The organism is Pirellulaceae bacterium, from assembly GCA_019636385.1.
In the GTDB taxonomy this organism is placed as follows: Bacteria; Planctomycetota; Planctomycetia; order Pirellulales; family Pirellulaceae; genus Aureliella.
In genome coordinates this window covers 345639-372637 of sequence record JAHBXT010000003.1, presented here as the reverse complement: position 1 = coordinate 372637, position 26999 = coordinate 345639, and the positions used below count along the sequence as shown (strand labels likewise).

General features: G+C 55.0%; 13 protein-coding genes and 1 pseudogene. 10 read left to right on the top strand and 4 right to left on the bottom strand.

Annotated elements, in window-relative coordinates; all coding sequences use genetic code 11:
• Positions 1-19: 19 nt before the first annotated feature.
• The 6 genes from KF752_12250 to KF752_12225 all read left to right on the top strand — a co-directional run bounded on the left by KF752_12250 (position 20) and on the right by KF752_12225 (position 8798).
• The gene (locus KF752_12250; protein ID MBX3422315.1) at positions 20-1426 is read left to right on the top strand and encodes a hypothetical protein; all 1407 of its coding nucleotides are present in this window, start codon (positions 20-22) and stop codon (positions 1424-1426) included.
• 399 nt (positions 1427-1825) lie between these two features.
• A complete protein-coding gene (glgX, locus tag KF752_12245) occupies positions 1826-3916 on the top strand; it encodes a glycogen debranching protein GlgX (protein ID MBX3422314.1) in 2091 nt (696 codons plus the stop codon).
• 543 nt (positions 3917-4459) lie between these two features.
• Positions 4460-5677, top strand: coding sequence for a DUF1080 domain-containing protein (locus tag KF752_12240; protein MBX3422313.1), 1218 nt, complete (start codon positions 4460-4462; stop codon positions 5675-5677).
• A 916-nt stretch (positions 5678-6593) separates the two neighbouring features.
• Complete coding sequence (locus KF752_12235) at positions 6594-7145, top strand: RNA polymerase sigma factor (GenBank protein ID MBX3422312.1); 552 nt, start codon at positions 6594-6596, stop codon at positions 7143-7145.
• A 2-nt stretch (positions 7146-7147) separates the two neighbouring features.
• The gene (locus KF752_12230; protein MBX3422311.1) at positions 7148-8062 is read left to right on the top strand and encodes a zf-HC2 domain-containing protein; all 915 of its coding nucleotides are present in this window, start codon (positions 7148-7150) and stop codon (positions 8060-8062) included.
• A 181-nt stretch (positions 8063-8243) separates the two neighbouring features.
• Positions 8244-8798: a hypothetical protein gene (locus KF752_12225; protein ID MBX3422310.1), complete on the top strand. Its 555-nt coding sequence runs from the start codon at positions 8244-8246 to the stop codon at positions 8796-8798.
• Positions 8799-9125: 327 nt separating this feature from the next.
• Here the strand turns inward: KF752_12225 and KF752_12220 are convergent.
• Positions 9126-10201, bottom strand: a pseudogene (locus KF752_12220) (IS3 family transposase).
• A 374-nt stretch (positions 10202-10575) separates the two neighbouring features.
• On the opposite strand from KF752_12220, the gene KF752_12215 reads away from it, so the two are divergent.
• The 3 genes from KF752_12215 (at position 10576) to KF752_12205 (ending at position 17912) form a co-directional block, all read left to right on the top strand.
• Entirely contained in the window at positions 10576-12147 is a 1572-nt protein-coding gene (locus KF752_12215; protein MBX3422309.1) for a TolC family protein, read from the top strand.
• A 31-nt stretch (positions 12148-12178) separates the two neighbouring features.
• Entirely contained in the window at positions 12179-14263 is a 2085-nt protein-coding gene (locus KF752_12210; GenBank protein MBX3422308.1) for an efflux RND transporter periplasmic adaptor subunit, read from the top strand.
• 151 nt (positions 14264-14414) lie between these two features.
• Positions 14415-17912 carry an efflux RND transporter permease subunit gene (locus KF752_12205; protein ID MBX3422307.1) on the top strand — a complete coding sequence of 1166 codons (3498 nt, stop codon included), beginning with the start codon at positions 14415-14417 and terminating at the stop codon, positions 17910-17912.
• A 204-nt stretch (positions 17913-18116) separates the two neighbouring features.
• Here the strand turns inward: KF752_12205 and KF752_12200 are convergent, their stop codons facing one another.
• Together KF752_12200 and KF752_12195 are read right to left on the bottom strand one after the other, a co-directional pair.
• Entirely contained in the window at positions 18117-19625 is a 1509-nt protein-coding gene (locus tag KF752_12200; GenBank protein MBX3422306.1) for a DUF1501 domain-containing protein, read from the bottom strand.
• A gap of 9 nt (positions 19626-19634) precedes the next feature.
• A complete protein-coding gene (locus KF752_12195; protein MBX3422305.1) occupies positions 19635-22478 on the bottom strand; it encodes a PSD1 domain-containing protein in 2844 nt (947 codons plus the stop codon).
• Between the two features lie 493 nt (positions 22479-22971).
• Between KF752_12195 and KF752_12190 the strand changes: the two genes are divergently transcribed.
• On the top strand, positions 22972-24390 hold the full coding sequence (locus KF752_12190) for a hypothetical protein (GenBank protein MBX3422304.1): 1419 nt from the start codon (positions 22972-22974) through the stop codon (positions 24388-24390).
• Between the two features lie 174 nt (positions 24391-24564).
• Here the strand turns inward: KF752_12190 and KF752_12185 are convergent, their stop codons facing one another.
• Positions 24565-26844: a DUF1553 domain-containing protein gene (locus tag KF752_12185; protein ID MBX3422303.1), complete on the bottom strand. Its 2280-nt coding sequence runs from the start codon at positions 26842-26844 to the stop codon at positions 24565-24567.
• Positions 26845-26999: the final 155 nt, after the last annotated feature.

Here is a 26999-nt window from a genome sequence, read left to right as displayed (position 1 = left end):
GTCGGGTGGAGTTTAACGTATGAACGACGATTCTGAGCTGATGGAACGCATCGACCTGCGCTTTCGGGCGGCTCCCACACGGCCTCTGCCTGGTGGTCTGCTGCCCAAAGGCGGCTGGATATGGTTCTGCCTCGGACTGGTGGCTGGAGTCGCAGGGTGGGTTTTCGGACAGCGTCAGCTCACTAGCCAACTGACACGCCAGATTACCCCCAAAGGCTCGGCTGCCGAAGTGTTGTGGTCTCTGGAAGCCTTGGGAATTCTGGGCGCTGACACGGAAGTCGTCTTGGCCAAAGGGCTGCAACATCAGGACACGCGTGTGGCTCGATCAGCCTGGGAGAAGTTGAACCTCTGTGTGGATCGTTGGGAGCAAGACGACACGAAAAATCATTACGCGGCGATGCAACGCTTGGCCGAACAACTGCAGAGCCAACCGTCCGACCTGCCTGCGGAGAATCAACGACTGGCGCGCAGCCTTGCAGCCCGACTGTATGCGCGCTGTGTTGCGCTGGACGATCCGCAGCTATCAGCGGTAACCGATCTTTGCCAACGCACGATTGCCAACAGTACTCTCAGCGAACCGGCTACCGTGATGCAGTCCGCGGCTCGCCTCGGTGCTCTGGCCACTCCGCCTACGCCCCTTCCAAACTTTCCCGCCCCCCCGCTCCCGCTTGAGCAATCCAAGCCGCTGACTGAAACGATGTCCGTACACAGTTCGACCAGCTCTCCACTGACTAGCCAACGCGTACTTTCGCTACCGACTGGTTTGGAAACCAGGAGTCCCGCTGGCCGAAATGAAGTTCCTGCAACACCCATGCAACTTTCTGATTCGTCCACCGAACCTTCGGCTGCCAACCGATTCCAATATCAATATCCGTCTGGCGATCCATCGCATGGATGGGCGCAGGCTGACTCAGCGGCGCAGCCAGGAGCAGTTCCGTCTGCGTCTGTCGATTTACCTATGATGGTCAAGACATCGGCTTCTATCTCACAACACTCACCTGCCCAATTCCGCTTGATTTCTAACCGCTTCGACCGGCAGGGATTCGAGCAAGGAGAAATCGCTGGTCTGGTTCGATTGCTGGGTAGCCAACAGCCCAATGTCGCCAAATCAGCCGCGCTGGCCCTGCGTAAACATGGTTTTGATGATGAACGCATCGAATTGGCTACTCAATTGGCGGTTGGCTCTGCCTCGCAGCGACTGGCGTTGATCCAGCAGCTGGCGATTTCAGATTGTTTAGATCCCCGGCCTTGGCTGATTTGGATGGCACAGGACGGGCAGGCCGAAGTTCGCAGCATGTCTGTCTCGCTACTGGCGTCGATGTTGGACAATGAAGTTCAGCGCAGTCTGCGCATGTTGATGGCGACTGAGTCCGACACTCATGTAAAAGAACAGATACGTAAGGCCCTGCTGAACGCCGGACGCTAACTCAGTAGCTACGCTGACCAGGGCTCTGAAGCTACACTGGCCAGAGTGTGGACGTATTAGGTTGGCCCCTAACCCTCGAGGGACGGTAGCTACTGGACGTCGACGGTAGCCGGACGGGTCGGTGCATGAGGCAAGCCTGTTGTCATCGCACTCACCACTAACCGCTACAGCTTGACTCGGCTACACTCTATAACAGTTGCCATTATGTCGCGCTGGATGAATCGGAAGTTCTTAGCTGGTTGCTAGGCTTTGGTTGCTCGAACTATCGCGTCGTGCTGCGACGCTTATTCGGTGCTGCCAGACGCATTTTTTCCTTGCACTTCTTGAGCCGGTGGTATGCTTCCCTGTGTCACGATCCTCATCCGGAAGCCAACTCGCTCAAGAAGGACTACTTGAAGTATGCTCATGCGACACCCGCATCCTGAATTGCAATTTACCTATTCGCTACCCTACGGAGCGATCGCAACGGAACGGGGCGTGCAGTTCGTCGTCTTCAGTCGCAGCGCTACGGCGATGCGTGTCCTGTTGTATGATAAGGTCGAGGATCGCGAACCGGTCGAGATTATCGAACTGGATCGTGACACGGATCGCTGGGGAGACGTATGGAGCGTTTTTGTTCCTGGTCTCAACCCAGGTCAGTTGTACCACTTTCAAGCCAGCGGACCCTATGACCCCGAGTCAGGTCAGTGGTTTGACGGACAGGCGCGGCTGATCGATCCGTATGCGAAAGCACTGGCCGGTTGTTTTCAACCGAGCACCGATGGCATCATCCGCCCACCAAAGTGCGTTGTCATCGACGACTACTTTGACTGGGAGGGAGATCGCCATCTGCGGCGTCCGTTGACCGACACGGTGATTTACGAGACTCATGTTCGCGGCTTTACGCAACATGAATCCTCTGGTGTCAAGTATCGCGGAACCTACCTCGGTTTAATCGAGAAGATTCCGTATCTACAAGACCTGGGAGTCACCGCCGTCGAACTGATGCCGATACACGAGTTCCCAATTCGCGATATCCATGGAAACCAGCCGGATCAACCCAATTACTGGGGCTATGATCCCATGGCCTTCTTTGCCCCGCATCGTGGCTATGCTCATAGCGACGTGCCGGGGGCTCAAGTGACTGAGTTCAAGCAGACGGTCAAAGCACTGCATCGTGCCGGAATTGAAGTGATTCTGGATGTGGTGTTCAACCATACCTGCGAGGGCAATCAGCACGGGCCGATTCTGAGCTTTAAGGGACTCGAAAATCAGGTTTACTACATCCTCAATAGCGGCGGCAGTCACTACAGCAACTATTCAGGGTGTGGTAATACGTTTAACGGCAACCATCCGATTTGTCGGGAGTTGATCTTCCATTGCCTGCGGCACTGGGTGCACAACTACCATGTGGACGGTTTTCGTTTCGACTTGGCCAGCATCTTGTCTCGCGATCGATTTGGTAACCTGACGCCTAACCCGCCGATGGTTGAATTCATCGCCGAAGACCCGATGTTGGCCGACACGAAGATCATTGCGGAAGCTTGGGATGCGGCTGGTGCTTACCAGGTCGGATCCTTTGGCGATCGGCGATGGGCTGAGTGGAACGGTCACTATCGCGACGATGTTCGCAGATATTGGCGCGGCGATCCCGGCATGATCGGAGCCATGGCCACGCGCCTGGCCGGGTCTTCAGACTTGTACGAACATGCCGGCCGCGCGCCGTATTGCAGCATCAATTTCGTTACCAGCCACGATGGGTTTACCTTGAATGACTTGGTCAGCTACAAGGACAAACACAATCTGGCTAATGGCGAAAACAATCGCGACGGCGACAACAACAATTGTAGTGACAACTATGGAGTCGAAGGTCCGTCGCGCCGCAAAGCGGTGGAGACACTGCGGGTGCGACAGATCAAGAATATGTTGGCGACCCTCCTGATGAGTCAGGGGGTTCCCATGATCGTCATGGGAGATGAAGTTCGTCGGACGCAGCATGGCAATAATAATGCCTACTGCCAAGACAACGAAATCTCCTGGTTCAATTGGTCGTTTGTTAAGCGCCACCAACACATACGCAACTTTGTGAAGGGCTTAATCAAACTGCGCAAAAACCAACCCACTCTGCGTCGTCAACGCTTTTTGACTGGCCGTCCTTTTGATGGTCGCGGTATTCCGGACGTGAACTGGTTTAACCATCAAGGCCTGCCGTTTAATTGGGAACACCCCAATGGCGGTTTGGTCTGCTGGCTACCGGCTCCGGCCGCCGCCGACGATCCGCAAGGCAAAGCGCGCGATCTACTGTTCCTGTTTAATGGGACCGCTGAAACGCTAACTTTCCGACTGCCAGAACAGACGCGGCAACTTCGCTGGAGCTTGTTGTTTGACACCACTGCGGACTCACCTCTGGATATTTTTCCGGATATGGATGGTCCGCCCGCACCGGCAAATCGACAAGTTGAATTGGTTTATCGCAGTCTGATGGCCTTCGTCGCAGAGCCTCACGCGTGATGCGTTGGCAGCCGGCAAGCAGCTTGGCCGAACTCGAATTCCTTAACCGGAGGCGAGCCACCAATGCCTGCGGCCTGCGCGGACTGACAAACGGTAGTTTTCACCGGCCCGGCCCATGGGAGTTATCGCGCCCCGGACCGACCGGCGATCGTGAACCCTTTTTTTCGGCGGCAAAGGCGCTGAACGAGAATGAGACGGTTGTCGTGAGCTATCCTCGGATGGCTTGGTTAACATGTAAACTATAACCTTCACATCCAAAACCCTTTTGAGCCCGAGGCGTGCGGTCCGTCCGCCGTCTCGGGTTTTTTCGTTGTCTATCGGGCAGGGCAATGCGGTTTGGGACCATCGCTTGGCCGCAAAGAACTTGATTAGCGATCACCCGCATCTGAGGTATCGACATTCAGGCAGTGTCATCCGGCTAACCGCTGGCGGCGGCAGAGTTATTCACAGTATCCTGTCCTGTTTGGCTGTCGGGTTGAACTATGCATGGTCGGCAATCACAATAGACATTTGTCTATTTCTTTCTCCTGCATGAAGAACATCATGACAATTCAGTTGAGAGTTGCGGTCATCTTGGTGGCCGGGATAGCGACTTCCAGTATTGCTTGGGGCCAGGAGCCGGCTGCGAAAGGGATCGGTGAACGCCTGGAGCGTGTCGCCTACACCCAGCCGCCTGAAGGTGACTTGGACTACGAACTGTTGGGCGAGTTCGTGGGCCTGGTCAATGTCGGCGATAAGCCCGCCGAGCCGTTGGGACTTCAACTTCGTCCGGTCGGCCTCGGCAATTTCGAGGCGCTGCAGTTTATTGGCGGATTGCCAGGGCAAGAAGGTGTTCAAAGTCAAGTACTGCCCTTACTGGGACGGCGTTTTGAAGATTACTTGGTACTGTCCGGAGGTCCCTGGGTGATCGTGGTCGAGGCTGATGCCTGCCGACTGTCGGATCGTCATGGCAATTCGATTGGTCGCCTGGAGCGCATCCGTCGCGGCAGTCCGACCATGGGTGCACTTCCGCCGACCGGTGCTGTAGTACTGTTTGATGGCACCAACACCGCCCAGTTCGTAAGGGCTCGAATGACCGACGACGGGCTGTTGATGCCGGGCGCCGACGTGCTACCGATGTTCCAAGACTTCAATTTGCATGTGGAATTCATGGTGCCCTACATGCCCAACTCGACCGATCAAGCTCGCGGCAACAGTGGTTGCTATTTGCTCAGCCGCTATGAGGTACAAATCCTGGATTCATTCGGAGAGCTGCCGACATTCAACGGTGCCAGCAGTCTGTATCGCACGAAGCCGCCCGATGTGAACATGAGCTTCCCGCCACTCGTGTGGCAGACCTACGATATTAAATTCACCAGTCCTCGGTGGGGTGCGGACGGTGCCAAGCTCCAATCCGCCCGAATCACCGTCTGGCACAACGGGGTCAAGACGCAAGACAACTTTGAAGTACCCAACAAAACGGGGGCTGGCCAAGAGGAGGCGCCCACACTGCTGCCTATTCGCTTCCAAGATCACCGCGACCCGGTGCTCTTTCGCAACATTTGGATCGTCGATCGCGGTCTAGTCGATTTCTCGCCGTTTCCCGTGCTGTCTCCCACGCCCGAAGAGCTGGCCGCCGTAGCGGCAGCCAAAGCTCAGGCCGCCGCACAGAAATTGGAACAAGAGCAAGCGGCTCAAGCGGCGGCTACCAGCGACAGCGCTCCAGTCACTGATACAGCAGACAGTGTTATAGGCGAAACACAGCCGAGTGAGGCCAACTAAGTTGCCTTGACCATGACAGTTCGTTGTCGCTTTCGCCCTGCCTTGGTGAGTATACTTCAACTACTATCGGCTTATAGATTCCGCGCCTATTAAGCTGTCAGTCGCCAGAACTGCGTTTGGAGATATTGAAGCCAAGCTGCCCAAATGCCCAACGGACTGGAGGTTGGCGTTGAAATTAGCATAGTGTCGATTGAAATGAACAGCATCGAACGGCAGCGCGTTGTGTGACTGCCAGAGGCGAGACCTACCAGGGAGGAACCGGCCAGGTCGTTCGCTGCGGAATTGTCGCGCTTCGCAGATCAAGCACCAGTGGCAGCAATGGTCCGAGCTGCCTTGGAGATAATAGCATCGCTACGTGAACTGGATAGGATTCTTAAGGAGGGCCGGCAGCGACAATATCAAAACAGGCTCCCATTTTCTAGCGCAGTTGGCGCCGCTGACACTGGCGGTAACTAAACAGCCATGAGCATGGTGCAGGCTGGCGAGATCGTCTAGGAGAACTTATCGACTTACTAAGTGGCCCATGAAGTGGTTACGACTTGGACGGAATTGGAGATTGCGATACCAAAATGGCCAGTGGCAAGTTCGCTTGGCGAAGCTTGATCCAGATCAACGCGCGCACAAGCTAATGAACGTTCAGGCAAGACGCAGCTGCGCTGCGTATAGCAGGTATCGGCGGGAACCAAGGCCCCCTAGCCACCACGGAGCTCAGTTCCACCGCAACACCGCTCGCCTGCTCATTCAACAGACCTGTCCGCTTGAAAGCGGATAGTAGGTTTGGGGAACGCAGGTGAATCCGACAACAAAAACCCCAAAAGTTGTCGCTTATTCGTGAAGAAATACGGTTCAGCGAGCATCTAAGGCCGCGACGTAGATTTCCGCGAGTGTCTGCGGTAGCACGAAAATCGGGGGTCTAATGTCAGACAGTGATGAAACAATCCAAGTCAAGGTCATTAGCCGTGCAGCGGTCGGAGATCGAGATGCGCAGCGACAGATTTACGAATGTTTCAGTGGTCGAGTCTATCGAATGGTTCAGCGAATTGTGGGCGAATCCGATGCAGCGGATGTGACACAAGATGTGTTTCTGCATTTGTTCGCTAGATTGTCCACGTTCCGCTTTGAGTCGTCATTTACGACCTGGTTGTATCGTTTAGTAATGAATGAAGCGGTTCAGCACCTACGTAGACGAGGTCGCCGGGTCACAAAAACTCATTCGCTGCCGAAAAACGGTGTGGCTGCTAGCGATTGCACCTCGCATAGCAGGGAATTGGCAGAGATTTTAACTCGCGCGATGGAACAGATCGAACCAGAATTGCGCTTGATTTTTCTATTGAAAGAGGTGGACGACTTGTCCTACGCACAGATTAGCGAGATGGTCGGAATACCCGAGGGCACCGTAGGATCGCGGTTGAATCGAGCGCGAAGGGAGTTGCGTGACCAGCTATTGAAACTCGGATGGGTACCATAACTATGAATAAGAAATGTCACTTTGTTCGCGAGCAACTCTCGGCATTCCAGGACGGAGAATTGCCAATCGCTGTAGAGGATCAGGTTCAGAAGCATCTCGATATTTGTTTAAGCTGTGCGCACGAGCTAACCCAGTTTAAGCAGCTCGGCAGGCTCGCTAATGCTTACGTCGAACCTTTGAGCCATCGGCCGCCGGCCTTTGCTTCGATTTCGCAAAGATTAAGCGACATGGCATTACCCACCGATGGGACCAGCAAAGCATTGATAATGCCCAGGCGATCACACATTCTTAATCGAAAATGGAAATTGACCATGGGGGCATTAGTCGCAGTCGCCGCAACTGCGTTGATAATCGCAATCCCCATGATGCCGTACTATCAGAATGGTATTAAGGTGAGGCACCCATCCATCGCCACCCTTGACTTGCAGCCGGTCCTTGAGATATTTCGACACGATGCGCAAACAGCAATCGACGCTCTAAAAGAGCAGTATACATTAAAGGATGTGGCGTTAGTCGATGCTGAATCAAGCTTCGGGCATCCGATTTTCGTGAGCATCTTATCGAAAGACGCTGGCTTACCGGGCAATGCTAAGGTGGCATCGACTAAAACATTTTCGTTTCCGTCATGCCAATGCCTCGAAAAACAATGCATGTGCGGTCCGGGGTGTTGCAAATGCGTCACGGTTGTATGCGAACGACCTGATGGTTCAACCTATCTCATCCTTGAACAGTGTACGTCGCAAACTGTCACTTTCGGCAAATTCCCAGTTCAGTCTGTCACGCGGAACGGCCTGGAAATCCAGCAAGTCATTGTCGATGGCACAAGCACCATCTCAGTCAATCGTCCCACCGGCCAAGTTACCGTGATTGGTCTGCGTGACAATGTTGAGATCGACACCATGCTCACGAGTCTCTGAAGGCAGCTCTGAAAAGTATTGTTTTTTTGTGAAGAACCTTGCAAGGCTGTGCATCTAATACTAAAGGCCAAATGTGTTGGCTCTTTTTTGCATGAGCGTCGGCTTTTTCTGTTAGTTTAGTCGAGTTGACAACTTCTGTCGCTGGCGTCGAACTGGCAGTTTGCATGAAAGGAACCGTACAATGAAGTTTCGAAATTTCGGATTCCTGGCGTTGACCAGTATCATGCTTACCGCATGGATTAGTGCCTCTGTGCTGGCTCAGAGATCGAGAGGTGTCGACGGTACGGGTCGTGGTTACACCGCTGGTCTGTCGAGCGGTCGGCAGATTAATCACGCGCGACAGAGTTCCAGAGCCCTCTATTCGTACACGGCTCCAGCTGCGATCACTGCCGGCGTTGCGGCAAATGCGTCTGTGGTTCATGCTGAGGTTATTCGCCCAGATGTCGAAGTTATTGGTCATAACATTGCCGCTGCGCAAGCAGGCATTAAGGTGATGAAGAAGGAGTTCCCAGAGGAGGACATTCAGAAACGCATTTCAGCCATCGAAAAGCATTTGTCGGAAGCGGCGACACTTCAGAAAGCGGCACATGCAGAATGTATGAGGGAATCTCCCGATGGAAAAATGGTTATGTCCTGCTGCAACGACCTGACGAAGGAACTTGAGAAGGCACGCGCAGAACACGCGGCCTTGATGCGTCATCTCGAACCGGCACCCCTTAAACCCGATGAAAATTAGAGCTGTTCGAGCATTGCATGCAAGATTACCGACGAATGTTGAATCGACTAAGTATCGGTGCAACTTTTGTCGGGCTGGTAGTGATTTGTAATCGTTGACGACGAACGTTCACCATCGGCACATTCGCTGACTCAAGTAGCTTGATGGTCTGATAAGTCGACTTTGGTCGCAAATGTGAGCTGCCCCATTTATTTGTACCACGTGATATGAAAGATTGGGTTAGGAAATAGGTAAGGGAATGGAATGTTCGCTGTGCTGATGGAGAGGAGTGAGCGCAGCGAACGGAACGGAATCAGCACAGCGAGCGGCGAACTCGTTGGGGGTCAGGTAGCCCAGCGAGCTGTGGGGCCTGACTCTGTTGTAGTCGTCTTGCCACTGTCGGGATTTGAGTCTTGCGTCTGCCACTGAAACCAGCTCGCTCGGTTGCAGATACTCGTCTCGGAGTTTGCCGTTAAAACTCTCGCACACTCCGTTTTGCCACGGCGATCCTGGCTCGATATACAGCGTCTGAATCGATAGTCTGCTTAGCCACTGCTGGATCGCTTTGGCCATGAATTCAGGCCCATTGTCGCTTCTCAACATCTTGGGGACTCCATACATCGAGAATAGCTCGGCCAGCGTATCAATCGCGTCTTCGCTGGTGATGCTTCGTGACACCTTGATCGCCAGACACATCCGCGTGTATTCGTCGATCACATTGAGCCATCGGAGTCTTGTGCCCTGGAGCGTCGTCGATTCCATAAAATCCCATGTCCATACATCATTCGGTTGGCTGGCTGGCTTCCGATGACAGGCGTTCACCGCTTGGCCTTGACTTCGCTTTTTCCTGCGTTTCCTTGGTACTCTCAGCCCTGCCGATCTCCACAGTCGGTACATACGCTTCATGTTGAGGCTGTCTCCTTCTCGACGCAGTAGTTGTCCAATCCGGCGATAGCCCCAACGCGGTCTACGCCTAACTTGCTCCATTATGCGTTTCGTTAGCCGCTCGTCTTCGTCCTTCGGATGCCCCTCATAACGCTGGGTGGATCTTGGTTGTGCCAACACCCGACAGGCTCGACGCTGCGATACTTGATACTTCGCTTGCAGCATCTCCACTGCTTCTCGACGCGCTTGAGGGGTGCTCAGTTTCCCCGGGCGACCTCCCTGAGCATCTGAATGTCCAACGCCTGGTCCGCCACCAGTCGTTTCAGCCGAGTGTTTTCATCTTCCAGTTGCTTTAAACGCTTGGCCTCTTCGCTCTTCATGCCGCCGTACTGCTTGCGCCAGCGGCTCAGTGACGGTTCACTCACTTCCAACGCTTGCAGCACCTCGCCCACACTCTTGCCAGCCGCAAGCATCGCGTCGGCGTCTCGTAGTTTCTTGATGATCTGTTCGCTTGTGTGTTTGCGTCTTCGCCTTGTCATTGAAAGTCCTCCTGCCCGTTTCGGGCTCTTCGACTTTCATATCACCTGGATCAGGTTTTGGGGAGCAGGTCAAATGGAACTTAGGGAATCTGGCCAATGCAAGATAGCTCGAAACGATGATTTATCTGCTCTGCGTTAAACCTTATTTGATCGCAATTACCCTAAATGTCGATGAAAGGTGGTAGGGTCTGATTTATAAGCGGTGTTGATCGATGACAGGACTCCGAATTGCTATTGGCTTTGTACGCTCACTGCCACGGTTTGCTTAATATGGATGCTGATCACGCAATGGTAACCAGAGCTAGTCTGCCGCACTATGCTGGCATAAGCGTCGCTTGCAAGCAAAAGTGAAATTGTTCGCGGAGTCGAGAATCATGATCGTGCCGAACAGACAGCAGTCGGTTTGCCGAGTAGCATTGGCATGTGCGGTCTGCTTGATCGGTGGCTGTCGTAGCGATCCATCGCTGAAACTTGGTAGCACGCTTGCCAAGGTCGGCCAGCCCAGTCAGACAATTCTGACAGAAGCTGCCGTAGCATCCCATCGATCGACTGCCAACACGGTGTCAACAGTTGAGACGCCGCAGCTGAATCTGGTTTCGCTAGCGCAGTTCAATACACAAGTCTCTCAAGCTCCAGAACTGCTCGACACTCTTACCGGACCTGTGGATAGCCAGGTAAGCAACCAAGAAGCCGCAGCGTTCGGCAGTAGCAACGGTCAGGCACTGGTGGAGCTCGTCGACTTTGCAATTGCTAATCATCCGGAGATTCGTCGGCTGCGGGCTAATACGCGAGAAGCATGGGCACGGGTTCCGCAATTAAGAGCCTTGCCTGACCCGATGGCCCGAGGGAGTGTCTTCGGCGAGCCGATGATGATGGTCGACGGCCAGACACGTGGCACGCTGATGATCAGCCAAACGCTTCCGTATCTCAAGCGACTCGATGCCCGGGCACAACAAGCATCCTTTGAGGCCATGATCAACCAGCAGATAGTCCGCGCGGCTGAGCAGCGGATTGCCGCTGATGTCCGCGAGGCGTGGTATCGGCTGTACTTGCTCGAAAAGTTGCTGCAGATCAATGAGGCCAATGAGCAGTTGATCCGTTCGCTAGTTTCCGTCGCGACGGCTCAAGTGGAGGTAGGACGCGCTACATCAGGTGACGTCATTCTCGGTACGGTGGAGCTGAGCCGGACTGAGGAGGAACGCCTGCAACTGCGCCAGCAACTGGCGTTACGCAAGGCGATTTTTAATCAATTGCTCAATCGACCAGCCGACTCGCTGGTGACGATCCCAGATGCTTTGGATAATCCAAGCTTTGAACTGTCGCTTGAAACACTGCGGGAGATTGCACTGAATCAGCAAGCCGAAATCGCGCTGGCTCAACTGCGAACCCAAGCAACCGCCTGGGGTGTGCAAATTGCAAAGCTTGAGCGTGTGCCGGATTTAACACTCAACTATGAGCACATGTTTATGCGAATGAATCCGGGAATGAGCAATTCCGATCCCTGGCAAATTGGAGCCGGAATTAATATTCCGCTGTGGCACCAGAAATATGCGGCGATGCGGCAAGAGGCCTCCTGGAAGCACTGTGCGGCTCATTTGGAAATAGAAGAGGTCATACGGGCAAACGAAGTGATGCTGTTGGACTATAATGAACAGGTTCGAGCAGCTGATCGAACTGCCAGGCTCTACCTGATTACGATTCTGCCTCAGATTCGCCAAGGGTTCGAAGCCGACCAACGTGCTTATGAACAGGGAGCGGTGCAGTTCGAACGGGTCATTGCCAATGCACGCAACCTACTGACTGCCGAATCGGCATACTACCGGGCTTTGACGGACAAGGCGATTGCTTTGGCAAGGCTGGAACAAACCGTGGGAGGACCGTTACCGGTTTCTGACCAAATTCAGAGCACTGGTTTGCTTGAACCAATGACCGTGCCGAGCGATTGAACCTACTGGAAATCAACCAAAGCCTGTAGTGATGGCAGACGCAAGCAAAGTCCACTCGTCTAGAATTGAGCCTGTCGACTCCGATCAACCTGGGGTGAGTTCGATGGGGGCTTCCCAAGATCCTTTACCACCGCCACCTCGACCAGACTGGCTACATCTTAAGCTCTTGGCTATTAGGGCGGCAGTATTCCTGTGTGTAGGAATTCTATTGATCGTGTTGGTCGGTCTTGCTCAAAGAGTTGGCTGGATTAGCGCTGGCGGAATTGGCGCTCGCGGTGACACAGCGGATGCCGCCGGGGCGGTATACAGTTGCCCGATGCATCCGCAGATTCGCCAGCCCAATCCAGGTCGCTGTCCGATCTGCGCGATGCCGTTAGAACTAGCGACTACTGGTTCAGAAAGTCAGCTAGATCAATACTCGGTCACCATCGAACCGGCATCGCGACGACTAGCGAATATTCGTACCGCAACAGTTGAGCAGCGGGCAGTCGAACGCAGACTTGAATCACTCGGTCGGATTGCTATCGACGAAAGTCGTCAAGCCACCATCGCGGCTTATGTCTCCGGTCGCATCGAACGGTTATTCGCCGACTACACTGGGGTCGAAGTCATGCAAGGCGATCATCTGGCGGTGATCTACAGTCCGCAACTCTATTCGGCCCAGGTAGAGTACTTGGAAAGCCGGCGGGCAGTCGAGACCTTACAGGGCGCAGCCCTATCCGGCGTCCAGCGTACACAGCAGCGACTGGCCGATGGTGCCCGGCAACGGCTGGTTGAACTGGGAATGACCGCAGATCAGCTCGCGGAACTCGATCACACCGGTCAAGGGCAATCGCGCATCACCGTCTATTCGCCCATCGGAGGAACGGTGATTCAGAAATTGCTGGTCGAAGGAAAGTATGTTGAAGTGGGTGACCCCATATATCAGATTGCCAACTTAAGTACGGTTTGGCTGCTGCTGCAACTGTTTCCCCAAGATGCAGCCATGATCCGCTTCGGCCAACGAGTGGAAGTAACTGTCCCGTCCACTCCCGGAATCCCGCGACAGGGACGAGTAGCGTTCATCAGTCGCGTTGTGGATGACAATACGCGCACGGTTGATGTGCGAGTCGAATTACTCAACACCGACGGCACTCTGCGCCCAGGAGATTATGCCAGTGCCATGGTCCTTGTCCCGTTGGGCCAGCAGGGCCTAGTCTACGATGCCGATCTGGCAGGCAAATGGATCAGCCCAATGCATCCGCAAATCATTCGCAATGAACCGGGGTCGTGCCCAATTTGCGGAATGGATCTGGTGTCGACCGAGCGATACGGCTACTCCGCTGAGCCGGTAGCGCAGCCTGAAGTACTGGTTGTCCCAAGGCGAGCAGTGTTGATGACCGGCAGCACGAGTCTGGTCTATGTGGAAACCGAGCCGGGGCGTTTCGAGATTCGTCCTGTCAAACTAGGACCGCTTCTGCGCGACGAAGCGGTTATTCAAAGTGGTGTCCAGGTCGGTGAGCAAGTTGCCGTTAGTGGAACGTTTTTGATCGATTCGCAAATGCAATTGGCGGGAAAACCTTCGCTCATCGACCCGCAACGGGCGATCGCCCGAAAGCCTGAGGCAGTAGGACCGATGAACCTTCCTGTCGCCGTTTCGAAACGAGTTTCGGGCTCATTGGGCGACGACATCGAGCTGCTGTATAAGAAGTATTCCGCACTGGTGACCAGCTTTGCATCCGATCAGCTTCCAACTAGTGCTCAAGTCGAAACCTTACAAGCTACAGCCCGCCAACTAGCTGCCGCCGACTCTTTGCCACAGGCGGTGCGAGATCTGGCCTCGCAGATCGATCGTACCGTAGCCCATATTCATCATCGGTCGCTAGAGGAGGCACGCGAGCAGTTCAAAAGCGTCAGCCACCTGACACTACAAATCGCGGCTGCAGTCCGCGGCGACAATGCCACCAGCGACATGATTCACTTTTACTGTAGCATGGTACCCAGCGGTGGGGCCGACTGGCTTCAAATCGAGAAGCCAACCGCCAACCCCTACATGGGAAGCAAGATGTTGCGCTGTGCCACACATGAGAAGTTGCTGAGTCTGCCACCTCCAGCAACTGGAACGGAACTAAAGTAATAAGTCCTCAGCTCTTAATCTGGATGCAAGCAGTCTCTTGGTGAATATCCAGTCAATCAACATAGTGGGATCCACCTGGTAGTGGTACCGACCGAATGATTTGCTTCAAACCCACCCGCAGCAACGCTACCCAAACGATCGGCTTCGAGTGATGCTACCATCCGTGCTGCGTTTTGTCGTTCGCGAACGTCTTGTCGTGCTGCTGCTGGCTGGTGGGCTAATCGCAGCCGGTTACCATTCGACCCGAGTCGTTCCGGTGGACGCGATCCCGAACGTTGGTGAGAACCAAGTCATTGTTTTTGCTGATTGGCCGGGTCGCTCTCCGCGTGACGTCGAAGACCAAGTCACCTATCCGCTATCGGTGGCCTTATTATCAGTACCTGGGGCCGAAAGCGTGCGCGGTAAGAGCATGTTCGGATTTAGTTTTGTCCAGGTGACCTTCACTGACGACACTGAGTTTTACTGGGCGCGGACACGCGTGCTGGAGCGACTGGGTGGCGTGGCTTCACTGTTGCCCGATGGTGTGACCCCGATGCTGGGCCCTGACGCTACTGCGCTCGGCCAGATACTTTACTACACGCTGCAACCGCCAGACGCTGGGATGGATCTGGCCGAATTGCGATCGTTGCAGGACTATGTCGTCAAGTTGGAGTTGCAAGCCATTGATGGAGTCAGTGAAGTCGCCAGCATCGGGGGATTTGTACGTCAGTATCAGATCGAAGTTGATCCAGATCGGTTGCGCTTCCATGAAACTCCTCTGGCAGAATTGGTCGACGCCGTTCGTGATTCCAACATTGACGTCGGTGCCAAGACCGTTGAGAGTGGTGGAATGGAGTTTGTCATCCGCGGCCGGGGATTCCTGGGCAGTGGTTCGCCCGCAGAGACGGTGCCTGACATCGAAGATACGGTCGTCATGTCACGTAGTGGCGTACCAGTTCGCGTTCGCGACTTAGGCAATGTTCAAATGGGGCCCGAGTTCCGACGTGGTGCGCTCGACCTCAATGGCGCTGAGGCGGTCGGCGGCATCATCGTGATGCGATTCGGCGAAAACCCGCGACACGTCATTGACGCGGTGAAGGAACGGATGGCCTCGTTGGAACCAAGCCTAGGTGGCGTGACCTTTCGAGTGGTCTATGATCGCACGCAACTGATCAATGAGACGATTGCTACTCTCACCGAGGCGCTCCAAGCAGAGATCATCATCACTGTTGTGGTTGTGTTGCTGTTTCTGCTGCATATCCGTGCTAGCATCGTCGTGGCAGTGACACTTCCGATCGCTGTGTTAATGACCTTTGTCGCGATGCGAGTTTTTGGTATCGACGCTAATATCATGTCACTGGCGGGAATCGCCATCTCAATCGGCGAGATCATCGACCTGTCGATTATTGTGTCGGAGAATATCTATCGTCATCTGGCCGATTGGGAGGCTGAAGGGGCTCCCGGCGGTCAACGGCGAAGACAAGCGATCATCGTTGAGGCAACGCATGAGGTAGCGCCAGCGGTAATGACGGCCATCTCCACGACCATCGTCAGCTTTCTGCCGGTCTTTTTTTTGGTTGGTCGCGACTACCGTTTGTTCGCACCGCTGGCCTACACAAAGTCATTTGCCATGGTCGCGGCCTTGATCGTTGCAGTGCTACTGGTGCCGATGTTAGCCCGACTATTGTTGCGATCCAAGCCAATATCGCGTTTTACATCTTTAGTCGTGGGGAGCGGACTGGCAGTGATCTTTGCCGCTCTGGCTGGTGTAGTTTGGTTCGAGGCGATTGGCCACTGGATCGCCCTATCGCGAGTGTGGTTAACGCTGTTAGCTGGACTGGTTGGATTCGCGGTTGGGTACATGCTCGGGCGAGAACGCTTGCGCCCCATTGAAGAAAACCCGGTCAGTCAGTTGATCCACTGGATTTATGAACCGCTGCTTCGACTTTTGTTAGTACACAAGCTAAGCTTTCTGACTGTGCCTGCTGCAGTAGTCTTGCTGGGAATTGGAGCCTGGATCGGATTGCCGACGATTCTGAGACCGCTCGAACGCAGTGTGGCTTATCTTGGTACAGACCTCAATGAATTGCCAGGTTATGTTGAGGCCAAACATCTGTTTACCGGACTAGAGACTGACGACTGGATCGCGCTGGACGAGGGTACTTGGTTCTATATGCCAGTACTTTATCCCGGTGCCAGTCTTTCACAAGCGCTCGAGGTACTGCAAACCCAGGGGGCTCTCATCAAGCAAATTCCGGAGGTGGCGGATGTCTTGGGCAAGATAGGCCGCGCCGAATCGGCTCTCGATCCCGCCCCAGCCGCGATGATCGAAACCTACGTCATGCTATTGCCCAAGGGGCAGTGGCGTCCTGGGACCACAGAAAGGATGATCTGGGACGAGATCAATAACGTAGCCACGTTGCCTGGCGTGACTCGCGCATCGCCTCTACAACCGATCGAGGGGCGAGTCGTCATGCTGCAATCCGGAATTCGCGCCTCGATGGCGATTCGAATCTATGGCGATGATCTATCGCAGCTGGCTCAAGTTTCCTTGGCGGTTCGCGACCATCTGCGGCGATTGCCCCAGGTTCATGCCGAGACCGTCAACCCCGACATCGTCCTAGGCAAGCCCTATGTCGAGTTTGAGATCAATCGTGAAGCTGCGGCACGATTCGGAATGTCGGTGACCAGCGTCAACGAGATTGTAGAGGTGGCCCTGGGTGGCCTAAACGTCACCCGCACGGTTCATGGGCGTGAGCGATATCCCATCCAAGTACGCTATCAACGCGATTTGCGTGATGAGATCGAGCAACTTGAGAGAATTCCAGTTGTCACTCCCAAAGGCGAGACGGTACCGCTAGGACAATTGACGCACATGACCACCACTTGGGGCCCGGACGAGATCAGTAGCGAGAACGCACGTTTAGTAGCCTATGTAATGTTTTCGCCCTCGGGTTCAATGGGCTCACTGGAAACCGCGACTTCAGTGCAACAGTCGCTGCGCGAGGCCATGCTGTTACCGCACGGAGAGCATGGTCGACTCGATTTGCCAGATGGGTATTTCATAGAACCGGTGGGATCATTTCGAGAACAACTCGCATCCAATCGGCGTCTGATGTTGATCATCCCAGTCGTAATTTTGATCAACTTCCTCTTGATCTACTTTCAATTTCGCAGGCTGTCGATTGCATTAATCATCTTCGCTGCGATTCCTGTTGCTTTCGGCGGTGGCATGATTTTGGTCGCCCTGGCGGGAGTGAAAATGAACACTGCAATCTGGGTTGGCTTTATCGCCGTATTTGGGCTGGCCGTCGATGACGGACTGGTGATGGCGACTTATCTTGACCAGGTCTTTCGTCGTCGCCGGTTCGACTCGATCTCTCAGATCCGCGATGCGGTAGTCGATGCAGGTCTAAAACGCATTCGCCCCTGCCTGATGACCTCTTTCACCACCTTCGCCGCATTGACACCGGTACTATTAGCGACTGGCCGAGGGGCCGATGTTGCCAAGGCAATGGCTTTACCAGTTTTCGGAGGCACGCTGTTCGTGCTGATCACGCTGTTCGTCGTTCCGGTACTCTTCAGCCTCTTGATGGAATCTAAAATGCGAATGAACATGCACGACGATTACTGGGCGGGTGAAGAACATATCGAAAATGCGGACAATTGATATCAGCATATAAGCACAACTGGTTGGTTATCCGCCAACGTGCCCGAAGCACCACCCTGCTGTTTGCGGCGCGCATCGCGAACTGCGGTGTAGCTGATTTTGATCGCCATGTGCCAGTTGGGAGACTCATGCCGGATGTGCGCAATTTTATCTTTTATGAACCAGCCTTGGCCGGCTGCATCGGCAATCAGTTGGCCACGGGCCTTAGGCCAGAATCCCTGTTGCGACTTGGCCGGCCACGTCGGTCAGCCGAAAATCGCGGCCGGCGTATGGAAACGTCAATCGCTGATGGTCCAGTCCCAGCAGATGCAGCAGCGTGGCGTGGAGGTCGTTGATGTGCATTTTATTTTCGACCGCGTAATAACCGTAGTCGTCAGTCGCGCCATAGGCCATGCCGCCGCGTACGCCGCCCCCGGCCATCCACATCGTAAATCCGTGCGGATTGTGATCGCGACCGTTACCTCCTTCAGAGGTTGGCGTGCGGCCGAATTCGCCGCCCCACAACACCAACGTATCGTGCAACAGTCCGCGCTGTTTTAGGTCAGCCAGCAACCCGGCGATCGGCTTATCAACTTCAGCGGCGTTCTTAGTGTGGCCCTGATAGAGATTCGAATGCTGGTCCCATTGGACTTCGCTATCGGAATGCGTCACCTGCACAAATCTAACTCCGCGCTCCAAGAAGCGCCGAGCCATCAAGCACTGGCGGCCAAAGTCGGCTGTGATCGGGTCATCGGTGCCGTACAGTCGATGTGTGAGCGCCGTCTCTTGTGATAAATCTTGAGCCTCCGGCATCGAGGCTTGCATCCGAAAGGCCAACTCGTACGATTGCAAGCGACCTTCTAACGCCGCACGATCGGCCGCACTGCTGATTCCTGCTAAGTGGTCCGAATTTAATCCACCTACAAGGTCGATCTGCTGCCGTTGTATCTGCGTCTCGAATCGCGGATTGCGAATGTGGCGTACCTGAGCTGTCAGCGACGATTGGCTGGCGTTACCAATGGGTGTGCCCTGGCAATAGGCCGGCAAGAAGGCGGCCCCCCAATTGTTCACTCCGCCGTGTGCTAACGTGGGGCAAATGGTCACGAAAGCAGGCAGATTGTCATTCTCGGTCCCCAAGCCGTAAACCACCCAAGCGCCCATGCTGGGCCGCACAAATTGGTCGCTACCAGTATGCAGTTTCAGCAGCGCTCCGCCATGTGCCGGATTGGTGCCATGTACCGATCGCAACACGCAGATACTGTCTACATGCTGGGCGACCTTGGGAAATAGATCGCTCACCGGCAAGCCGCTCTCACCGTATTGTCGAAAATGCCAGGGAGATTTTAGAAGATTGCCCTGTGCCGCAAATGTCACGCGCGGCAGTGCAAACGGTGGCGGCTGACCATGATCGCGATCCAGCAGCGGCTTGGGATCAAACGTATCAACGTGTGACGGCCCACCCTTCATAAACAAAAAAATAATCCGCTTGGCCCGCGCTACGAAATGCGGTTGCTTGGCGGACAGTGGGGATAGACCCACAGTTGGGTCAGCCGCTGTATCGGCTGCATGGGCCACTGTCGGCGTAGTGCTCATTCCCAGTAGAGCTCGCAGCGCCACACTCCCGAACCCAACCGCAGTGGTCTGAAGCAACATGCTGCGGCGACTCAGCTCCAACGACTGACGCTGGCTGGCCCCAGCACTGCAAGCTGCGCAATCGAGTTGGTGGTCGTGCATCATTGCTAGTTACCTCACATACAGAAAGTCGTTGGTGGCCATCAGGCCCTGAGCCAACAGCGACCAGGCGATGAACTCGGGCGACGATTGACTCTCAAGCACTCTGGAATCAATCGCAACTTTGGCCTGAGCCAAAAAACTGGTGCAGCGCTGACGCTCGGATTGTCCAGGCAGTCGGGCCAAAAGGCGAACGTACATCTCGTTAATACGCTGATCGGTGTCCGAGTAATCGTGCGTGATCTGCCGGGCCAATTGACTGGCAGCATCCATGACCAGATCGGCATTGAGTATCCACAAGGACTGCGGCGCGACGGTTGTAGTCTGCCGCCAGCCGGTCGGCATCGTCGGATCAGGAAAATCGAACTGCTCCAACAGCGTGTACAGATTGTTGCGAATGATCGGCAGATACAGCGTGCGTCGAGGACTGTCGTAACGCGTGTGATCAATTGAAGTATGGTCGAATACGAATTGGTGATTTCGCAACGGCACCGATTTGCCGCCAATACCAGCATCCATCAGGCCGCTGGCAGACAGTAAACTGTCTCGCAACTGCTCAGCATCCAGCCGCTGTATGCGGAATTTCCACAATAGGTCGTTGGCAGGATCATGCGCCTCGGCCTGCGCAGCCTGCGGATGTTGCGAGTCCATCTGGTAGGTACTCGAGTTCAGAATCAGGCGATGTAACTGTTTGATCGACCAGCCCGACTGCATAAAACTGCGCGCTAGCCAATCCAGCAACTCAGGATGCGTGGGTCGGCCCCCCAGTGCACCAAAGTTTTCGGTCGTATTCACCAATGGCCGGCCAAAATGCCAGCCCCAAATGCGGTTGACGATCACCCGCGCCGTAAGCGGATGTGTGGTACTGGCCAGCCATTGAGCCAATTCCAATCGCCCGCTCTGATGATCTGGCAAGATAGGCTGGACTGTTGAAGTCTGCATGACGATCGGAAATCCACGCGGTATCGGCTCACCCAAGTTCAAATGGCTGCCGCGAATGTGAATCGGCAACCAGTTGAGAGGCGTGCCATCGGCCACACCCATCGCCGCCGACAAGTCTTCAGCACCACTTTCCAGGATTCGAGCTTCCTCCATCAGCCGGTAATACTCGCGCAGTGTATCTTCGTCAAACGCATATTGCGGTTGCGGAGGAACGACCAGCATGCCCGAAGGATCGTTCAGTTCCTGGCGAGCCTGCTCCAGTTGTCCATCGCTCAGATTGGCAACCTTGGGCTCGGTTCGCTGTGCAGCCTCCCATGCAGCCCAAGCGCGACTAAACAGATCGGCATAATGTTGTTGCACGGCAATTCCGTCGTCCCGCAACCTATGCCAAGCGGCAAAAAACTCCGATTCGCGCTGATTCTCCAAGTGCTGACGGCAGTGGTATAGAATCCGCGGATGCAATTTCAGTGGCCGGGCTACCTCGGCAACATCCACCAGCGACGCACCCAGCGGGATTTGAGTAGCCGCCATCAAATAGTCGGCTGCCTGCAATACGGCCTGGCTGCGAATCTTTGACATCGCCTGCGACTTGTAGCTGGCTGCTGCGCTCTTGGCGGCAGCCACCCGCGCGTCAACGCTTTTGATGCGTTCACGTTCGGCCGGGTCGGCCATCGAGTGTTCGTACCAGTACTTGATGGCGCCAAATCGCTCGCCGGAAAATGTGCGAGTACCTTTGAAGATCGCTGCCAAGGCGTAGTAGTCGCGTTGTGTGAGCGGGTCGAATTTGTGATCGTGACAACGGGCGCAGCCCAGCGACAAGCCCATAAACGCCTTGCCAACACAGTCGATCTGCTCGTCAACCGTGTCCATCACCAGCTTTTCCATATCCGGTTCGGCCAGCACCTTGGCCCCCAACGCCAAAAAGCCGGTGGCCACGCGCGACTGCTCGTTCGCATCCGGCAACAGATCACCAGCGATTTGTTCGATCACAAACTGGTTGTAGGGTTTGTCAGTATTAAACGCTGCAACCACATAGTCGCGATACCGCCACGCATTTCCATACGCCATATTTTCATCCAAGCCATTGGAGTCCGCGTAGCGCGCCACATCCAACCAATGCCTTCCCCATCGTACGCCGTACTGCGGCGAGGCCAGCAACTGTTCCACTAGGTCCGCAAATGCACCGGGCGAGGGATCGTTGACAAACTGATCGACTTCCACCGGCGAGGGTGGTAGGCCAATCAAATTCAGGTAGACGCGACGAATCAGCGCTGCCCGACTGGCTGGTGGTGCTGGCACGATCCCCCGCTGCTCAAGTTTGCCGAGCACAAACGCATCGACGGGCGATTGCAGCCATGACGGATTGTCAACGCTTGGCAAGTGCGGATTAGCAACCGGTTGGAATGCCCAGAATTGTCGGCCCTCGTCTAGGCTCATTCCCCTGAGCGGTTTAGGGGATTGGCCTGTATTGGAGGGGATTCTGGTATCCGCAGCCCCCGTTGTAATCCAACGAGTTAAAGCCGCGATTTGAGCATCCGACAGCTTTCCGGCGGGCGGCATTTTTAACTCATCATGCTGGTAGCTGATCGCAGCAACCAACAGACTCTTCTCTGGCTCGCCCAGGCGCATCGCCGGTCCCGAATCACCACCGGCCAGCATTTGCGCACGGGACTCAATCGACAGACCTCCGCTCAGCTCCGTGCCCGAATGACATTCGTAGCAGTGATCGACCAAAATTGGCCGAATCTGCCTTTCAAAGAACTCCAGGTCGTTGTCGCTAAAGCCTAACTTCTCAATTGCGGGCTCCGGATCGTCGCCGGCTTGAACAAATGATTCAGAAGTTGTTGCTCCGACAATTGTCGATCTCAGCTGATCCGGCGACTGGCAGTTGCCGACCGCCGAACAGAAACTCACTGCCGCACCAACCAGCGCATGGGTTATCGCGTTCCAGAGAACACAAGTCGATATGCAACGAGCCAGTTGATTCATTCCAATAGTCACACCGCTTTTGTCGGACAAGATCAATATCAATATCAATACGGGCAATCCATCACCAGTTCCATTCTAACATTGATTCTGTCCACTTTCACTGGACTGTCGTTTAAAACGGACCTCCGGGATAGCAAACTGAACGTAGTAACCTGCTGTGGGTTGGGTCAGACCGAGAGGCTCGGCCAATCGTATCCGCTCACGCCGGTGGTGGGTCGGCGCGGGGCCAAGCATCAATCGCTCACTTGTACTTGCCTTCATCCAAAAAACGTTGAATTAGATTACCGGCCTGCACTGGCCCCACCCTACAATATGCGTGAATTGTTACCACAAATCTACACATGCGTACGCTACAATCTATGGGGTAGTTGCTCAGTCCACTGACTAACGAAAGCTTGTTGTACAGACTGGTTTCCCTATGACTCTACAAAGCCTCCTCCAGTCAACCGGAACGACCATCCGCACGAAATCGACTGTCCTAACTTGCCTGACATGCCTGGCAATCGCCGGACTAATTGGATCGGCGCAAGGTGTCTCAGCACAGTGGGAGGCGGGTGTTGCGCGGGCGGATATCACTCCCGCACAGTCGGTGCCTCTGGCCGGTTATGGAGGCGCGACGCGGATGTCGCAACGCGTCGATCATCCCATCTGGCTCAAGGCCCTGGCGCTGCGCGATGCTGGTGGCCAAACGAGCGTGTTGGTAACTGCCGATTTGGTCGGCCTGAGTACCAAGATGGTCGAGCGCATTGCCAGTCAAGCGCTGGCCGAATATGGATTGCCACGCGAACGGTTAATTCTGAATACGTCACACAATCACAGTTGCCCTATTACGGAGGATGTGCTGTGGTTGTACTACGAACTGTCGCCCACCGAGGCGGTTGCCCGCGACCGGTACACTGCAATGGTTTACGAGCAATACCATCGCGTTATTGGCCAGGCGATCGCCGATTTAACAGCGGCTGAACTATTTTTTGAACAAGGCTTGGCTGGTGTGGCTGTCAATCGTCGGCGCTCGCGCGGCCCTGACTCACGACCGCTGCCCGGTCCTGTCGACCACGATGTGCCGGTGCTGGCCGTCAAATCCGCTGGCAGGCTGCGAGCTATCGTGTTTGGCTACTCTTGCCATACAACAGCCTTGGGCGGATTGAGCGTCAACGGCGATTATGCTGGCTTCGCACAGTTGGCATTGGAAGAAACCTATCCAGACTGCACAGCCCTGTTCATACAGAATTGCGGCGGCGACGCCAATCCGCTGCCGCGCATCCGCGGCCGCGAGGATGCGGCTGTGCAACTGGCTGCGATGTACGGCGATATACTGGCCGAATCGGTGCGGCAAACTATCGAAGCGCCCATGGTTGCACTCTGTGGACCACTGAGTGTGACCATGGCGCACACCGAACTACTACTGGAGCCCGGTCCATCCTTACAGGAACTTCAACAGCGCTTACCGACCCTGCGCGGTATGCCACTCCGCGAGTGTCTACACTGGATTCAGCAGTATAAAACGTGGGGGTCTTTGCCCGATCGTGTGCCCTATCCAGTGCAGGTCTGGAACTTTGGGCCGGAACTGACGCTGATTGCGCTGACCGGGGAGACGGTCGTGGACTACTCGCTGAATTTCAAGCAACTGTTTGGATGGAACACAACGTGGGTCTGTGGCTACAACAACGATTTGTTGAGCTACGTGCCCAGCGCCCGCGTACTTCGCGAAGGCGGCTATGAGGGTACAACTGGCATGCACGAATACGGTCATCGCGCGCCCTACACCCATGAAGTGGAAGAGCGCATTCGTACCACGGTTCAAACCTTGGTAGAACAGGTCACGTCGAAGAAATAATCATCGGTAGAGTGTCGACCGTGTTGTGCTGTTCCCTCGGGTCGAAGGCATGCTCTTTGAGCCATCGCGTGTGTTTGTAGAGCTGCCTGAAGCGATTGTCAACAAATGGGCATGTACCCGCGAAGCAGCAGAAGGCGCGCTTGAACACGGGCCGGACAATGGCGGTGCGCTCTGCTAGTCGATGAAATAGAATTCTGGTCCGTTGAGCAGCGCCCAGGCGAGATCTTCAACGGCCTGCCGACGACTGGTCGATGTCTCTGCCGGAAATAGTTTCATAGCCACTGACAATTCTGTTTCGTTCGGCGGTCGGCTATAGAAGCACAGGTACAGTTCCTCAACTACCTCCTGGCTGGCCAGCAATCCAGCAGCCAGGGCCGCAAGTCGACCCTCATCATGCGAGATTTTTTCGTGAACAGCCTTCGAATTCATCAAGTGCAAAATCTGAGGTGTAGTCAGCTCATACGAGCGTTCGTAAGGAGGGTCCAGGTTTTCGTCTGGACGACCGAAGGTATCCAAGAACAGGCTGGGCGTACGGTGAGTCCAAAGCTGCATGGCTCGCGAACCGGGCGGCAGAGCAGCCAACTTTTCTTCTGTCCCCAGAACATCATTGACTGCGTCCAGGAGCGATTCGGCTCGCATTCGCTGGCGATAATAGCGCGAAAAGTTGCGTGTGTCCGCGACGTTGTTTGTACTGGGGTGACTTGAGCGGGCAAACGTTGCTGAGGTGGCTATCAGCCGAATGAGTTGTTTAATATCGAAGCCTTGTCCTCGAAACTCATTGGCCAAGTAATCCAGCAGCGGCTGGTTGGACGCCGGATTGGTTGCCCGCAAGTCGTCCACCGGATCGACCAAGCCCACGCCCATCAGCTCGGCCCACACTCGATTGACCATTACGCTTGGAAAGTGACGATTTGACGCGCTGGTCATCCAGGCGGCCAGCAATTGCCGTGGATCATCGTCAGGCCCCAATTCCAACGGATCACCGGTCAGCGTCTTGGGTTTGACAACTTCGCCTGTACGTTCGTGCACCAGCTTGCCCGAGGCTGCGCTGAAGATCATCTCTTCACTGCCAGAGATGGGCGGTGACAGACCAGTTCCCTTACGGCCAACTCGAGCGAAAAACGCTGCAAAGCCGTAAAAATCATCCTGGCTCCAGACCTCGAATGGATGATGGTGACACTTGGCACACTCCAGGCGAATTCCCAAGAACAGTTGGCTGATCGACGACGCGACTTCGACAGTCTGTGGTCGATCTCGATACAATACCGTCGCACCGTTGTGCCAGGTGCTACCCTGCGCGGTAACTAGCTCGGTGACAAACTGATCGTAGGGCCAGTTCTCACGAAACGCGCGGCGCAGCCAGGCGTCCATATTCAGTACCGCCTTCATGCCGACGCGATACGGGTTGGGACGCAGCAGATCAGCCCATTTGTTCGCCCAAAAATCTGCATATTCGGGACGTTGCAACAAAGCATCGACCAAGTTGGATTGTCGATCAGGATGGGGATCCGCCAAGTATTGCCGGGCCTCATCGGCCGTTGGCAGGCGACCAATCAGCCGCAAATAAGTTCTACGGACCAGCGTCGATGGCAAAGCGGGGTCAGACGGCAAGATTCCCAACAGCCGCAGTTTTTCGTGAACCAGACGATCAATCTCGCCATTTGAAGGTAGCGAAGCGTAGACTTCTGGCGGCGCAGGATTGGGTAGTGGGATGGTAATACCGCAAACTGCAATATGGTTCATATACCGCGCCATCACTGCCGTTTCTCCTGGCAGGTCGCCGGCTTGCAACATCCCGGTCGCCGACACGTCCACAATATTGCGGTCGTTTGAATCAAAGGCAGTCGCGTCCGTCACTTCGCGCTGCGAACCATCCGAATACTCGGCCCACACGGTTAGCGATTGTGATTGACCAGCACTCAAACTGCATTCAGGTGGCTCGACGCGCACACGAATTAAACGCGGAGCCGTTTCGGGAGTGCGTGGAGCACCTTGGGCGATCCAGCTATGAAACATTTCGTAGTGTGGGCTGTCGACGTCAAATCGTACACCGCCTTCATGGGGCTCCTGGCCAGTCGCCTTGCGCAACAGCAGGCTATTCTCGGGCGATGTGAACTGGACTCGACGTCCTCGAGCCTGCAGCACGATAGCTGAATAGTCAAAATCCGAGTCGAACCCCAGTAACGACAGCGCGAAACCGTTTTGGCCACGCGACTTACCGTGGCACGCTCCTGCGTTGCAGCCAAAGCGTGTCAGCAGCGGCTGAATATCATTATCAAACGTCAGTTCGACTGGTCTCAAGCGTTCTACACCAGCCTCCCCAGCCTCATGACCGCTGCCGTCGCCAAAGGGTAGACCAGACCCCACCGCATCTGCATCCTGCGCGCGCAACTGCCCAGCTAGCAAGATTGCCCCAGCCAACCACATCCAGACAATGCCACACCTGAATATCAACGCAGCCCCATCCTTATTCCGCCAACACATAAACCGTCGCTCCGGCGCCGCGAACCCCTCAAGAACGCCAATTCTTGATTATCCTCTATTCCGAACCAAGACGCAAACGCCCTCTTACCCATCAGAAAATCACGCCACCCTGCTCCTGGCTCACC

What these genes read in the sequence shown, in the direction of transcription:
- KF752_12225 (MBX3422310.1), top strand. Translation starts at nt 8,244, where the DNA reads ATGAAGTTTCGAAATTTCGGATTCCTGGCGTTGACCAGTATCATGCTT.
- KF752_12190 (MBX3422304.1), top strand. Translation starts at nt 22,972, where the DNA reads ATGACTCTACAAAGCCTCCTCCAGTCAACCGGAACGACCATCCGCACG.
- KF752_12200 (MBX3422306.1), bottom strand. Translation starts at nt 19,625, where the DNA reads ATGCACGACCACCAACTCGATTGCGCAGCTTGCAGTGCTGGGGCCAGC.
- KF752_12250 (MBX3422315.1), top strand. Translation starts at nt 20, where the DNA reads ATGAACGACGATTCTGAGCTGATGGAACGCATCGACCTGCGCTTTCGG.
- KF752_12205 (MBX3422307.1), top strand. Translation starts at nt 14,415, where the DNA reads ATGCTACCATCCGTGCTGCGTTTTGTCGTTCGCGAACGTCTTGTCGTG.
- glgX (MBX3422314.1), top strand. Translation starts at nt 1,826, where the DNA reads ATGCTCATGCGACACCCGCATCCTGAATTGCAATTTACCTATTCGCTA.
- KF752_12230 (MBX3422311.1), top strand. Translation starts at nt 7,148, where the DNA reads ATGAATAAGAAATGTCACTTTGTTCGCGAGCAACTCTCGGCATTCCAG.
- KF752_12210 (MBX3422308.1), top strand. Translation starts at nt 12,179, where the DNA reads ATGGCAGACGCAAGCAAAGTCCACTCGTCTAGAATTGAGCCTGTCGAC.
- KF752_12240 (MBX3422313.1), top strand. Translation starts at nt 4,460, where the DNA reads ATGACAATTCAGTTGAGAGTTGCGGTCATCTTGGTGGCCGGGATAGCG.
- KF752_12215 (MBX3422309.1), top strand. Translation starts at nt 10,576, where the DNA reads ATGATCGTGCCGAACAGACAGCAGTCGGTTTGCCGAGTAGCATTGGCA.
- KF752_12235 (MBX3422312.1), top strand. Translation starts at nt 6,594, where the DNA reads ATGTCAGACAGTGATGAAACAATCCAAGTCAAGGTCATTAGCCGTGCA.